We start from the raw sequence: 12,759 nt of genomic DNA, 5'->3' as shown, positions 1-12,759 counted from the left end.
GGATCAGTTTGCCGGCAGGATGCGGAAGACCGCGGGGTCGTCCCAGTGCTCCAGCAGGATGCGTTCGACGCGCTGCTGCCAGAGCTGGCCGAACAGGCGCTGCTCGGCGGCAGCGGCTTCGCCGCGAATGCAGCGCCCCATCAGCGCGGGCATTTCGGCGGCTGGCGGCACCAGGGAGAGATCGGCCTGGGCGTCCACCGTGGCGCCGTTGTCCAGCCGGGTGAAGCGCAGCGCGAGGGGCTGTTCCTGCGCGAAATGCTGCAGGTCGCGGCGCACGAAGCGGCCGGCCAGGCCCTTGAAGCCGCCGGCCTGGGCGGCGCCGCTGAGCAGGCCGAGCACGGCGGCGGTGACGCCGGTGACGCCTTCTTCCAGCGGCTGGGCGAAGTCGATGCGTACGCCGCCGCGTTCGGGCAGTTCGCCCGGGTAGAGCGCGGTGAGGGCCTGGCAGCCCAGGGCGTAAGCCGAGGCCACGGTGGGGCAGGAGTGGCCGGCGAGCTTCACCGCGTCCTCATAGCCGTAGTCGAGGATGCCGTGCTCGGCGGCGCCGAGGAATTCGGCCAGGGGGTCGTACAGGCGCAGGCGGGGGACGCGCGCGAAGAAGGCGGGCAGGGTCATGGGGTTCCTCTCGGGGGAAAGTCAGGACGGCTCTTCGTCCGTCTTCGGCTTCTCGTCTTCCACTTCCAGCCCCCAGTCGCCGTAGGTGTACCAGTCCTCGCCCAGCAGTTCGGCCGGGTGTTGGGTGCGCCCGGAGCCGTTGCCGCAGCCGAGCGAGTCGGCCGGGCAATACTTGTCGCAGCCCCAGCAGATGCGCTCGGGGTGGCGGGGATGGAGGGGGAATTTCTTGGCCATGGGCGAGCCGGCGGGTGGCGGATCGATCCCGGCAGGGTATACCGCTCGTCCGGCGGGGCATTGATGGCGGTCAAGCGGGGCCGGCCGGCGGAGTGTCGGATTCGTTCAAGACGGCGCGCCGTGCGGGGGGGTAGGCTGTCGCTCGTCATTGCATCGATACGGAGTCCCGCCATGAAACTCGGCTACACCATCCTCTACGTCGCGGACGTCCCGCGCACGCTCGCCTTCTACGAAGCGGCCTTCGGCCTGGAACGCCGCTTCCTGCACGAGAGCGGCGACTTCGGCGAACTGGAGACCGGCGCCACCGCGCTGGCCTTTTCCTCGCGCCGGCTGATGAGCGAACTCGGCAAGAACCCATCGACGCCCGATCCGCACGCGCCGTGCTGCGAGATCGCCTTCGTCACCGAGGAGGTGGGCGTAGCGGTCGAGCGCGCGGTGGCCGCCGGGGCGGCGCTGGTGCAGGCACCCGCGCAGATGCCCTGGGGGCAGACGGTGGCCTATGTGTCCGACCCGGACGGCTTCCTGGTGGAGTTGTGCACCCCGGTGGCTCAGGCGTAGCCCGGTTCGGCGGCCATCGTCAGCAGCGCCGGGTCGGCCCGGAAGCGCGCTGGCGGGCAGCCGAACCAGCGGCGGAAGTCGCGGCTCAGGTGGGCCTGGTCGGCGTAGCCGTGCTCGGCGGCGATTTCGGCCAGCGGTAAGTTGCCGGCCAACGCGGCCGCGGCGCGGCGTGCGCGGGCGAGGTTCTTCCAGTAGCGCGGGGTGCGCGCGGTGGCCTGCAGCAGCAGGCGCTCCAGGCTGCGTTCGCTCACGCCCAGCGCGCGGCTGGCGGGGGCGACGCCGGCGCTCGACGCCAGGACCTGCAGCGCCTCGGCCAGGCGGTGGTCCACCTGCACGTGTTCCTCGATGCGCGCGCCGAGTTCCAGCGGATCGTCGGCGTCCAGCCGGCGGGCGGCATCGAGCAGCGCCGCCTCGTCGATGCTCACCGCGGGATGGAAGCGCAGGCCGGCAAAGCGTTGCCCGGCGCGCCCCGGCACCTGCAGCGTGCCGTCGGCCAGCGGCGAGACGAACCAGTGTGGCGGGCTGCCGGGCGCATGCACCACGATGAGGTCGCGGCAGCCGTCGGGCAGGACCGCGGAGCGGGTGTCGCAATCAAGGCTGAAGCGCCAGTGGCGCAGGGCGATGGCCGGCAGGGAAGCGAACGTGTCCATGCTGCATTGTATGCAGGGGGCGCCGACGCTGGATGGCCCGCATCGCGCGAACCTGCCGTAGGAGCGGCCTTGGCCGCGATTCGGCGGTGGTCCCATCCCAGGCCGCATCGCGGCCAAGGCCGCTCCTACAGGCTCTCCGGCGCCAGGGCTGCCCAGCGGCAGCGGTGCGTGGCGTCGCCTGGTTCCACCGTGCCGCACAGCACCAGCGCGTGCTGGCCGCGGCCTAGCTGCAGCGCGGCCAGTTGCAGCATGCGCGGCCAGCGCAGGGCTTCGTCGCCGGTCCACGGCAGGTAGAGCGCGGCGTCCAGCGTGGGCAGCAGTTGCTGCAGGGGAATGGCGGCGAGCGCCGCCTGGGTGGCGAGGAAGTCGAAGGGCAGCGGCGGTTCGTTTCGCAGGCAGAGCTCGTCCAGCACGGTGGCGGTGGCGGCGCGCACGCCGGCGCGCGAAGTCCACAGCACGCCGGTGCTGCCGCGGGCCGCGTCCGCCGGCAGGGCCGCGAGGCAGGCGTGCACGCCGGCGACGGTGAGCTCCACCTGTGCGCCGGCACGGCGCAGCGGTGCGCCCACGGCTTCGCGCACGCGTTGGCGCAGCGCCGGCGGATCGAGGTCCAGCGTGAGGTCGGCCAGCAGGACGGTGCCGGCGGGCGCCTGCAAGGCGGTGGTCATCGCGGCGCCTCTGCGTGGGTGAGGGCGAGGGCGGCGATGCTGCCGCCGAAGCCGATGAGGTTGAGCAGCAGCCGGCGGGCATCGCCCGTGCCGGCGGCGAGCAGCGCGGTGGTCTCCGCCAGTGCGCTGGCGCCCAGGGTGTGGCCGAGCTGGGGCTTGAGTGCCACCAGGGGCGGCAGATGCTCGCCGAAGACCGCGGCCAGCGCGCGCGCTTCCGGCTCGTCGGTGGCGGCCAGCCCGCCGCGGTGAGGCTTGAGCAGGTCGATGTCGCGGGGTTCGAGGCCGGCGGTCTGCAGCGTGCGGGCGAGCAGTTCGGCGATGCGCGCGCCGTCGGGCGCGGGGCCGGTGGGCGAATGGCCGTCCACTCCCAGCGCGCAGCCGGCGATGCGCCAGCCGCTGTCGGCGGCGATGGTGGCGTCGTCCGCGGCGCACAGCAGCACGCCGGCCACCGCTTCGCCCAGCACCAGCCCGCTGCCGGCCGGGGCGCCGGCTTCGGCAAGCAGGCCGAGGCCGGAGAAGCCGGCGATGCTGATGTCGTTGGTCAGTTCCACGCCGAGCACGACGGCGCGCTCGATCCCGCCGCTGGCGATCAGCCCTGCGGCCGCATCCAGCGCGGCGAAGCCGGAGGTGCAGGTGGTGGAGAACACCCAGGGCGTGCCGTGCAGGCCGAGCCAGCCGGCCACGTCCTGCGCGAAGGCGGCGGCATCCACCGGCAGCTCGATGCGTCCGCTGGCGCGTGCGGCCTCTTCCAGCGCGCCGGCCTGCAGCGAGGACGAGGCGAGGAAGAGCGGGGTGTCGGCCCACAGCGCGGCCGGCAGGGCGCGGCGCAGCTCGCGACCCACGCCGCGCAGCGCGGCCTCGGCACGTGCGCGCCATCCCGTTTCGGCCAGCGGCAGGGCGAACCACGGCCAGTCGTGGTCCAGCACCCGACGGCATGCGGGCGGTGGGGCCGGCGGCGCGTCGAGGCGCGAGGCCAGCGCGGCGCCGGCGGCGGTCGCGTCGAGCCCGAGCGCCGAGCAGTGGCCGAGCGCGGCGATCTTCACCGGCCTCATTGCATTGCCTTCACGCGCGCGCAGCCAGGAAGGCTTCCAGATGCTCGGCCAGCGCGCCGACGCTGGCGAGGATGCGGCGGGTGTCCTTGCTGTCGGTCAGGCGCAGGCCGTACTTCTTCTGGATGGCCATGGAGAGCTGCAGGGCGTCGAGCGAGTCGAGGGCGAGCGGCGCCTCGGGGCCGAAGAGGATTTCGTCGTCGGTGATCGTTGCGGGGTCGCAGTCGCGGTCGCAGGCGTCGACGATGAGCTGCTTGAGTTCGTCTTTGAGGGTCATCGGGAGCGGGAGCGCAGATTCATCAGGACGGCCACGCCGAGCGCGGCCAGCGCAAAGCCGAGCAGGGCGGCGGCGGGGCCGAGCACGTCGCCGAGGCCGCCGTGTTGCAGCAGCACGCGGTGGAAGCCCTCCAGCGCCCAGGCCATGGGCGAGAGCTGGGCCAGTTGCTGCATGAAGTCGGGCATGAAGAAGGCGGGCACCATGATGCCGCCAATCGCGCCCATCAGGATGTTGCCGACGCCGCCGATCACCGTGGCCTGCTCGGTGGTGCGCGCCAGGCTGGCGATCAGCAGCGCCCAGCCCACCGCGGCCAGGCTGGCGGCGGCGGAGATCAGCCACAGCGCCGCCCATGCCGCGGCGCCCGCGGGCAGGACGAGGGCCTCGCCGCCGGCCAGCGGCACCAGGTGGCGGCCGACCAGCACCATCAGCACCGCCTGGATCTGGTTCACCACGAAGAAGGGCAGCAGCTTGCCGGCGAGGATCAGGCCGAAGGGCACCTGCTGGCTCGCGAGGCGCTGCAGGGTGCCGTGCTGGCGTTCGGCGATGAATACCGCAGAGAGTGGGATGACGACGAAGAACATCGAGAAGATCAGCCAGGCCGGCACGCTCTGCTGCACCGAGCTGGGCATGGCCCTGTCCTCGCCACCGCGCCCCGCCGCGGCGATCACCGCGACCGGCAGCGCGTGGGCCGCCGGATCGAGGCTCTGCAGTTCGGGGATCATCAGCGCGCGGCCCAGGCGGTGCATCAGCAGCTCGGCCTGGAAGCGGCCGAGTTCGGCCTCGGCGTGCAGGCGGAAGGCGGTCTGCAGCGCCTGCGGCACCACCGGGTCGACCAGCAGGCGCAGCGCAGGGCGCTCGGTGCCGCGCGCCTGGGCGCCGTCAGGCTGGGCGGCGGCGAAGCCGGCGGGCAGCACCAGCGCGAAGCCGATCTCGCCGCTGCGCAGGGCTTGCCGGGCGGCGGCCTCGTCGGCCAGCGTGCCGCTGTCGCGGAAGGTGAGCAGGCGGCGCAGGCGTTCGGCGTACTGGCGCGATGTGGGGCTGTCGTCGAGGTCGACGATGGCGTAGCCCAGATCGGTGGCCGCGCCGGCGTCGAAGGCGTCGCGCAGGGCCAGCGACATCACCAGGATGAAGATCATCGGCATCAGGAACAGCGCCGCCAGACCGTGGCGGTCGCGCAGCAGGGCCAGGGTTTCCTTCTGCCACAGGGCGGCGAGGCGGACGAGCAGTCGATGTGCCATGGCCATCCTCAGTCGCGCAGCGAGCGGTGGGTGAGGCGCATGAACAGCGCTTCCAGGTCCTGCTGGCCGTAGCTCACCGCCTGGGCAGGGTGGCCGGCGGCGGCCAGCTCGGCGAGCAGTTGGGGCAGCGCCTCGGGCGCCAGGCCGGCGACCAGCAGGCTGCCGTCGCGGGCCCGCAGTCCGGGGTGGCGGGCGGCGAGCGTCGCGGCAAGCTCCGCAGGCAGCGGGGCCGCCAGGCGCAGGCTGAGCAGGGCATCGGCCTCGTGCAGCAGTTCGTCCAGGGTGCCGGCGGCCAGCACGCGGCCGCGGTCAACGATGGCGATGCGCTCGCACAGCGCCTCGACCTCGTCCATGTAGTGGCTGGTGTAGATCACCGTGCGGCCGTCGGCGGCCAGCGCGCGGATGGTGTCGAGCAGGAAGGCGCGCGACTGCGGGTCCACCCCCACGGTGGGCTCGTCGAGCAGCAGCAGGCGCGGGTCGCCGAGCAGGCCGATGGCCAGGTTCAGGCGCCGGCGCAGGCCGCCGGAGAGCTCTTCGGCCAGTTGTCCGGCCACCCCTTCCAGCTGCGCGGCGGCCAGCGCGTGCGCCACCCGTTCGCGCCCGGCGGCGCCGGACAGGCCCTGTACGCCGGCGAAGAAGCGCAGGTTCTCGGTCACCGTGAGCATCGGGTAGAAGGCGTAGTCCTGCGGTACCAGGGCGATGGCGTTGGGGTGGGTGCGGCGGTAGTCGGCCAGCGGCTGGCCGTCAATCTCCAGCGTGCCGGACTGCTGGGCGAGCAGGCCGGCGACGAGCGAGATCAGCGTGGTCTTGCCGGCGCCGTTGGGGCCGAGCAGGCCGAACAGGCAGCCGGCGGGGATGTCGAGGTCGAGGCCGGCGAGCGCGGCCTGGGCGTGCTGCGGGTAGTGGTGGACCAGGTCGCGGATGCGCAGCATCACGCGAGCGCTTTTTCCAGCGCGCCGAAGAAGGCGCGCTCGTCGGCGGCCTGGCGGCGCAGCAGGGCGGCGAGCGCGGCGGGCTCGAAGGCGTCGCGCCCGCGGATCATGCGCGCGGCGGCCAGCGCGAACTCGCGCCAGCCGTCGCCGATCTCCACCAGGCGGGCGGCCTGCTCGGCCAGCGCGGGGCGCGAGGCGAGGGTGGCGGCTTCTTCCAGGAAGGAGGCGTACATGAAGCGGAAACCGCCGCCGCCGGTGCCGATCTCTTCCTGCATGCGCACCAGGTGGCCGACGAAGAGCAGGCTCTGGCGGGTGTCGCCGGCCGCCGGCAGGCGCTCGACTGCGCGCGCCACGCGCTCGATGGCGCGGGTGCCGACGATGGGCACCGGGGTGCGCAGCATCACGCGCACCGTCTTGCGGATGGCCGCGGGGATTACCTTGTTCCAGTCGGGCTCGGCGGGCTGGCCGTCCGGGTAGTAGAGCAGGCCCTTGGGCGCCAGCACGCCGCGGGCGAAGCGGGCGCGGGCGAGGTCGGCCGGGGCGCAGCGCATCGGCTCCTCGAACACCGGGTCGGAGAGCAGGTAGTCGCCGCTGTCCGCATCCCGCCCGTAGGCCAGCACGTTGTGGGCGTTGAAGTGGAAGCGCATGTCCTGCGGGAAGTAGGGCAGCCAGAACACCGAGGTCTGCAGGCCGACCACGCGGCCGGCGTCCAGCAGCTCCTGCAGGCGCGCCTCGCCGCGTGCCGGGTCGCGGAAGGTCTCGGTGCGCATGCGCAGGCCGAGCGGCTTCTGCAGGCCGCGGATGATGGCGCGCGGCGGCATGCGGTAGGCCACCAGCGGCAGTCCGCCGAGCTTGACGAAAGGCAGCCAGGCGAAGGACAGCGCGGAGGCCAGCCCGAAGGCCATCGGCTCGGACAGCGGCAGGCCGTAGTGGCGCACGATGGCCGACATCACCCCGCTTTCGCAGTGGGAGGCGTGCTGATGCTGGAAGTCGCTCATGCTTGCGGCGGGACGGTGGTGAGCTGGTCGACGCCGAGCCCCAGCGCGGCGGCGTAGCGCGCCAGCAGGGTGGGCGAGAGGCGGCGGAAGACCTCGGGGCGCAGGTGGCGGCGTACCCGCCAGCGCCACAGGCCGGTGGTCTGCGCGAGCAGGGTGTCGTCCATGCGTGCGCGGTACATGTGGTATTCCAGCGGCGAGGCCGAGCCGGCGCGCACCCGGGTCAAGGCGTCGGCGGCCAGGCGGTCGAGTTCCTCCACCGCCTGACGGGTGACGATCTCCTCCACCTCCCAGCCGGCGTAGGCCACCGGCGCCAGACGGCCGTCCGCGCCGCGCGCGTACATCGCCTTGCGGTGGCCGCCGAGGGTGGCGTTGCCTTCCTGCGGGACGTTCTCAATATCCATGGCTAGGCTCGTGCTGCCCGGTTGATGAAACATGCCCCGGCGCCCCCTGTAGGAGCGGCCTTGGCCGCGATGCGGCGCTTCCGGGTACAAAGGACGCCGCATCGCGGGCAAGCCCGCTCCTACGGTTCTGTGCCGTGTGCCGCACGGTGCTAGACCACCGTCAGATGCATGAAGGCGCTGGAGAAGCGCCCGCTCTCGGGGACGAAGCACAGCAGGCGCTGGCCGGCGGCGAGCCGGCCGCTGCGGGCGAGTTCGTCGAGCATGATGAAGATGGACGCCGAGCCGGTGTTGCCCTTGTCGGCGAGGTTGGTGAACCAGCGCTCGAAGGGAATCGCCAGGCCGAGCCCCGCCAGCGCGTCGTGGATGGGCTGGCGGAAGTAGTGCGAGGACATGTGCGGCAGGAACCAGTCGATGTCCGCCGCGTGCAGGCCGCGTTTGGCGATCACCCGGGCGAGCGGGATCTCCAGGGTGTGGCGCACCACGTTCTCGTTGAGCAGGCGGACGTCCTGCTTGATGGCAAAGATCGACTGCGCCGCCCACTCGGACGGGGTGTGACGCGCCCAGCCGCTGAGCTGGCCGTCTTCATTGCGTTCGGCGCCCGCATACATGCAGGTGGGTAGCACATGGGCCTGCGAGGACAGCTCGATCCAGTCGATGCGCAGGCTGCGGCCCTGCCTGCGCGGCGCGTCCTGCAGCAGCACCGCGCCGGCGCCGTCGGACAGCATCCAGCGCAGGAAGTCCTTCTCGAAGGCGATCTCCGGGTGGCTTTCCAGCTCTGCCACGCGGGCTTCGTTCTCGGCGGCGAAATGCGCGCCGCGCAGCACCGGCGAGCACCCTTCGGAGCCGGTGGCCACCGCGTTGCGCGTGGCGCCGGCGGCCACCGACAGCCAGGCGTGCTTGAGCGCGGTCATGCCGGCCAGGCAGATGCCGGCGGTGCTCACCACCTCACAGGCGGGGTTGCCGAGTTCGCCATGCACCATGACGCCGTGGCCGGGCATCAGCTGGTCGGGCAGCGAGGTGCCGCACACCAGCGCTTCGATGTCGTCCAGCGCAAAGCCGTCGCCGGCCAGCGCGCGCACCGCTTCGGCGGTGAGCTGGGCGTTGCTGTGGGTGGGCGCACCGGTGGCCGGGTCGATGGCGTAGTGGCGGCGCTGGATGCCGTTGTTGCGCAGCACGATGCGGCGCGCGCGCGAGGGGCGGTTGCCGACGAGGCCGAGGACCGCTTCGATGTCCTCGTTGCCCACAGGGGCATTGGGCAGGGCGGCGGCGGTGGCGGTGATGTAGACGTTGCGGACGGTCATGAGGGCAGGCGTTCCGTCCCCGAGCCGGAGGGCTGTTCGTACTGCGCGCGCAGGGCGTCCAGCCGGGGGCGAAGCAGCGGCGCGAATGCGCGCTGGAGCAAAAGGCTCAAGGGTACCACCGTGACGATCAGCAGCAGCAGGTAGGTGACGAACAGCGCCAGCACCGGGCGGCGGCGCCACTGGCCGCGCTTGCCGAACAGGCGGATGAAGCCGGACCACACCCGGAAGGCGCGCTGCCCGGCGCGTTCGGAGACGATCAGGCGCGGGTTCACGCGCACCGCGCGCAAGCCGGTGAGCAGCGGACGGCCGCTGCGCTCCTCGTCGCGCGCCAGCGCCTCGGCCAGCGCACGGCCGAAGCGCTCGGCGCCGGCGATCTCCGCGGGCGCCACGCCCGCCGGCGGCAGGCCGAGGAAACGGTCGCGCCGGCCGGTGAGCACCCAGCGCGGCGTGGTGATGAAGGTGGCCAGCGGGTGGGCGTCGTCGGTGAAGGCGATGTGGTCGATCAGCCGCCCGCCGGCATCCGCCACCAGCTTTGCCATCTTTTCCTGCGCGCCCAGCCACATGTTGCGGCAGGCCACCACGGTGACCACCGGGCGGCCAGCGACCAGGCGGCGGCCTTCGGCGCTTTGCAGGAAGGCGGTCATCGGCATGGCCGGCGACAGGAACCACACCTGGTAGGCGAGGATGACCAGGTCGAAGGGCGTGTCCGGGTCGGCCGCCGGCGGATGGTTGGGCGGCGGGTCGAGGCGGAAGGTCTCGGGGAAGGCGTCGAGGAAGTCGAAGAACGGCCAGGGGAAGGGGTAGGGCTCGCGCGGGCGCAGGATCTCCTCCACCACCTCCACGCCGGCCGCGCGCAGCGGCGCGGCGATGTTGCCGGCGATCTGGCCGAGCTGGCCGGACTGCGAGTAATGAACGACGAGGACGCGCTTCATGGCCGGCGCTCAGTCGCCCTTGCGGCGCAGTTCGAGGCCCGAATAGAGCAGGCGGCGCTCGCCTTCGCCGCCGACGACGCGCAGCGTCTCGCCCTTGCCGGTGCCCAGCCCGGAGATGATCGCCTCCGTCTCGGAGATCGGCTGCAGCGCGGCGCGCAGCACGAAGCCGGGCATCTGCGAGAAGCTGCATTCGCCCACCAGCAGGCCGCCTTCCAGGCGCAGCGCCAGGCGGTCCGGCACCATGCCGCCGGGCGGGGTGCCGACGATCTCGTATTCACCCACGTAGTCGAGCAGCTTGCGCGGGATGGGCGAGGGTTCCAGGCGCTGGCCGACCAGCATGCGATGGCCGGCGATATGGCCGACCAGCACTTCGTGCTCGCCGATGTTGGTCATCGACACGCGCAGGTCGTCGAACAGCGCCACGCTCACCGGGATCAGGCCGAACAGCTTGTAGCGCAGGCCGAAGCGGCCGCCCGCGAGCGGGTCGAGCTGGAAGGTGTGGCCGAGGGCTTCGGCCTCCAGGCTGGTGTCGCCGGCATTGACCCGCACCAGGCCGACCATGGAGTCGTACCAGGCTTCGTAATCGCTCAGGTCGGCCGCGGCAGCGGCGTCGGTGGCGCGGCTGGCCACCGGGGCGGGCTCCGGCGGCGGGCGCAGGCCGGTCTTGGCTTCCAGCGCCAGGGTGAGCAGCTCGGTGACGATCTTCTTCACGCTGGCCTGCGCGCTGCCGCTGTTGGCCATCACCACCACGCCCAGGTCGTGCTCGGGTAGCAGGGCCATCAGGCTGTGCGAGTCGAGCAGGGTGCCGCCGTGGTTGGGCACCGGGCCGCCGTGATGCACGCCCAGTCCGTTGAACATCCAGCCCAGGCCGATGCGCATGTCGAGGTCCAGCGCCACGTGCTCGTTCTGCGGGCGCAGCATCTCGGCGAGCGTCTCGGGGCGGATGATCTGCCGGTCCCCGGCGCGGCCTTCGGCCAGCACCATGCGCATGAAGCGGCTGATGTCCTCCACCGAGGACACCAGCCCGCCGGAGGGCAGGTCGCGCAGCGCGATCGGCTCCACCGCCTGGCCCTTGCGGTATTCCTTGAGTGCCGGGCGCGACTCGAAGGACGAATCGCGCATGCCCAGCGGCTCGAACAGGCTGCGCTGCATGTGGCGCGCGAAGGGCATGCCGGCCATGTGCTCGATGCTGGCGCCGAGCAGGGTGTAGGCCAGGTTGGAGTAGGAGAAGATGAAGTCCGGCGGGTAGGCGAGGTAGTCCTCGCGCACCGCGCCGACCAGCGACGCGATCGGCGCCGGCTCGCCGCCCAGCATGCCGTTGAGGTGGTTGGAGGGCAGGCCGGAGTGGTGGTGCATGATGTTGCGCGGGGTCACCGGGCCGGCGCCGGGGAAGCGGCTGCGGATGGCGAAACCGGGCAGGTAGTCGGCCAGCGGACGGTCGATGTCCATGCGCCCCTGCTCGGCCAGCTGCATCGCCGCGGTGGCGGTGAGCACTTTGGCAATCGAACCCAGGCGGTAGCGAGTGTGCGCGCTGGCCGCGACGGCCTTCTCCACGTCCTCGAAGCCGAAGCCCTCGGCCCACACCAGCTGCTGGCCGTCCACCAGGCCGACCGACAGGCCGGTGATGTCGTTGGCGCGCATCTCGCGCTCGATCAGCCAGGAGATGTAGTCCCGCGCGTAGCGGTAGTCGCCGCGGGCGAGCTCCGCGGGCTTGGGCGGCGCGCTGGCACAGCCGGCGAGCACCGCGACGGCGAGGGCGAGCAGCAGGCGGCTGGCCTGCCGGTGAAGGACGGATTTGAGACTCATGCGCGCGACGGACAAAAGCCGTCACCGGGCGCCGCGTGTCCTGGCGCATCCGGGGACGACTTTGTAAAAATTGGAAACTGCGCGGATTATAAGCGTTCGCTGTCGCGCACGGCCGCCTTTGTGTCCTGCCGCGTGGCCGGGCGCACGGTTGCGGCTTTCACGCCGACGGCATATGCACCGCCAGCCATACCGTGGCCGGCCCGGTGGCGGCCACCCGGTGCCGGCAGCGCGCCGGAATCATCACCCAGTCGCCCGCCGCCAGCGCCACCGTGCGCCCGTCGTCGAAGGCCAGCGCCGCGCTGCCCTGCACCAGCATCACCCACTCGTCGCCCGGCTGCTCGTACCAGAAGTCCGGCGGGCTGGCGTGCCCGTGCGAGACGATGCGCTCGATGCGGCAGTGCGGGGTGTCGAGCAGGGTTTCGAAGGCTTCCTCGTCGCCGGGCGGGGGGAGCTTGGCGAGGAGATTGCCGAAGAGCGGCGGCGCCGGCATCTCAGTCCGCCTGGCGGACATCCACGACGCGGATGCCCGGGATGCGGTGCAGGTCGTCGGCTGCCAGGCGGAACACCGCGTTGGGCGTGCCGGCCGCGGCCCAGATCGGGTCCAGCGCCCACAGCGCGCGGTCGACCAGCAAGATCACCTCGCCGGCGTGACCCACCGGCGACACCCCGCCAATGGCAAAGCCGGTGCGCTGCCGCACGAAATCGGCGTCCGCGCGGCCGACCTTCTCGCCCAGTTCGGCGGCCAGCTTCTTTTCGTCGATGCGGTCGGCGCCGCTGGCGATGACCACGATGCAGGCATCGGACTCCCTGCCGCGGAACACCACCGATTTGGCAATCTGCGCTACCTCGCAGCCGATGGCCGCGGCCGCCTCCGCGCTGCTGCGGGTGGGTGTTGCGAACTCGACGATCTCGCTCGGCATGTCGAGCGCGCGCAGGGCGGCTTCGACGCGGGCGCGGGAGCCGAGGGCGGCGACGGCGGTATCGGTACTCATGCGGTCACGGTGGCGAATGAACGAAAGCCGGAAGTCTATAACGACCCGGCCTACCGTTCGACCGCGTCCGGCGGGTCACGCAGGGACTCGCGGGCGAGCGCCGGCTCCCCC

16 protein-coding genes are annotated in these 12,759 nt (G+C 72.4%); 1 reads left to right on the top strand and 15 read right to left on the bottom strand.

Translation table 11 applies throughout. From position 1 onward, the window contains the following. Positions 1-3: 3 nt before the first annotated feature. Complete coding sequence (locus tag IAI53_RS10975) at positions 4-615, bottom strand: hypothetical protein (RefSeq protein ID WP_187718245.1); 612 nt, start codon at positions 613-615, stop codon at positions 4-6. A 21-nt stretch (positions 616-636) separates the two neighbouring features. Next, positions 637-849: a DUF3079 domain-containing protein gene (locus tag IAI53_RS10970; protein ID WP_187718244.1), complete on the bottom strand. Its 213-nt coding sequence runs from the start codon at positions 847-849 to the stop codon at positions 637-639. Between the two features lie 171 nt (positions 850-1,020). Here IAI53_RS10970 and IAI53_RS10965 point away from each other — a divergent pair, with 171 nt between their 5' ends. Continuing rightward, positions 1,021-1,407, top strand: coding sequence for a VOC family protein (locus tag IAI53_RS10965; protein ID WP_187718243.1), 387 nt, complete (start codon positions 1,021-1,023; stop codon positions 1,405-1,407). Here IAI53_RS10965 and IAI53_RS10960 read toward each other — a convergent pair. The 13 genes from IAI53_RS10960 to IAI53_RS10900 form a co-directional block, all read right to left on the bottom strand. Next, positions 1,398-2,057 carry an AraC family transcriptional regulator gene (locus IAI53_RS10960; protein ID WP_187718242.1) on the bottom strand — a complete coding sequence of 220 codons (660 nt, stop codon included), beginning with the start codon at positions 2,055-2,057 and terminating at the stop codon, positions 1,398-1,400. The two genes, IAI53_RS10965 and IAI53_RS10960, sit on opposite strands and share 10 nt — an antisense overlap. A 125-nt stretch (positions 2,058-2,182) precedes the next feature. After that, positions 2,183-2,722 (bottom strand): hypothetical protein, encoded by a 540-nt coding sequence (locus IAI53_RS10955; protein WP_187718241.1) that lies wholly within the window; start codon positions 2,720-2,722, stop codon positions 2,183-2,185. Further along, positions 2,719-3,774 (bottom strand): beta-ketoacyl synthase N-terminal-like domain-containing protein, encoded by a 1,056-nt coding sequence (locus IAI53_RS10950; RefSeq protein ID WP_187718240.1) that lies wholly within the window; start codon positions 3,772-3,774, stop codon positions 2,719-2,721. Before IAI53_RS10950 ends, IAI53_RS10955 begins: the two co-directional genes overlap by 4 nt. A 10-nt stretch (positions 3,775-3,784) precedes the next feature. Next, a complete protein-coding gene (locus IAI53_RS10945) occupies positions 3,785-4,048 on the bottom strand; it encodes a phosphopantetheine-binding protein (protein ID WP_187718239.1) in 264 nt (87 codons plus the stop codon). Beyond that, positions 4,045-5,286: an ABC transporter permease gene (locus IAI53_RS10940; protein ID WP_225433299.1), complete on the bottom strand. Its 1,242-nt coding sequence runs from the start codon at positions 5,284-5,286 to the stop codon at positions 4,045-4,047. The genes IAI53_RS10945 and IAI53_RS10940 overlap by 4 nt, the downstream gene beginning before the upstream one ends. A gap of 8 nt (positions 5,287-5,294) precedes the next feature. Then, a complete protein-coding gene (locus tag IAI53_RS10935) occupies positions 5,295-6,218 on the bottom strand; it encodes an ABC transporter ATP-binding protein (RefSeq protein ID WP_187719401.1) in 924 nt (307 codons plus the stop codon). Next, positions 6,218-7,216, bottom strand: coding sequence for a BtrH-related acyltransferase DarH (gene darH / locus IAI53_RS10930; RefSeq protein ID WP_187718237.1), 999 nt, complete (start codon positions 7,214-7,216; stop codon positions 6,218-6,220). Before darH ends, IAI53_RS10935 begins: the two co-directional genes overlap by 1 nt. Next, complete coding sequence (locus tag IAI53_RS10925; RefSeq protein WP_187718236.1) at positions 7,213-7,617, bottom strand: DarG family dialkylresorcinol biosynthesis protein; 405 nt, start codon at positions 7,615-7,617, stop codon at positions 7,213-7,215. The genes darH and IAI53_RS10925 overlap by 4 nt, the downstream gene beginning before the upstream one ends. 149 nt (positions 7,618-7,766) lie before the next feature. Further along, positions 7,767-8,918: a beta-ketoacyl-ACP synthase III gene (locus IAI53_RS10920; RefSeq protein WP_187718235.1), complete on the bottom strand. Its 1,152-nt coding sequence runs from the start codon at positions 8,916-8,918 to the stop codon at positions 7,767-7,769. Further along, positions 8,915-9,850: a dialkylrecorsinol condensing enzyme gene (locus IAI53_RS10915; RefSeq protein WP_187718234.1), complete on the bottom strand. Its 936-nt coding sequence runs from the start codon at positions 9,848-9,850 to the stop codon at positions 8,915-8,917. The genes IAI53_RS10920 and IAI53_RS10915 overlap by 4 nt, the downstream gene beginning before the upstream one ends. 9 nt (positions 9,851-9,859) lie before the next feature. Beyond that, positions 9,860-11,656 (bottom strand): serine hydrolase domain-containing protein, encoded by a 1,797-nt coding sequence (locus IAI53_RS10910; protein ID WP_187718233.1) that lies wholly within the window; start codon positions 11,654-11,656, stop codon positions 9,860-9,862. A gap of 157 nt (positions 11,657-11,813) precedes the next feature. Continuing rightward, the gene (locus tag IAI53_RS10905; protein ID WP_187718232.1) at positions 11,814-12,146 is read right to left on the bottom strand and encodes a cupin domain-containing protein; all 333 of its coding nucleotides are present in this window, start codon (positions 12,144-12,146) and stop codon (positions 11,814-11,816) included. 1 nt (position 12,147) lies between these two features. Then, positions 12,148-12,648, bottom strand: a complete 501-nt coding sequence (locus IAI53_RS10900; RefSeq protein ID WP_187718231.1) for a YbaK/EbsC family protein — start codon at positions 12,646-12,648, stop codon at positions 12,148-12,150. Between the last annotated feature and the right edge of the window lie 111 nt (positions 12,649-12,759).

Source organism: Thauera sedimentorum (genome assembly GCF_014489115.1).
In the GTDB taxonomy this organism is placed as follows: Bacteria; Pseudomonadota; Gammaproteobacteria; order Burkholderiales; family Rhodocyclaceae; genus Pseudothauera; species Pseudothauera sedimentorum.
This window is presented reverse-complemented; position numbering and strand designations above follow the sequence as displayed.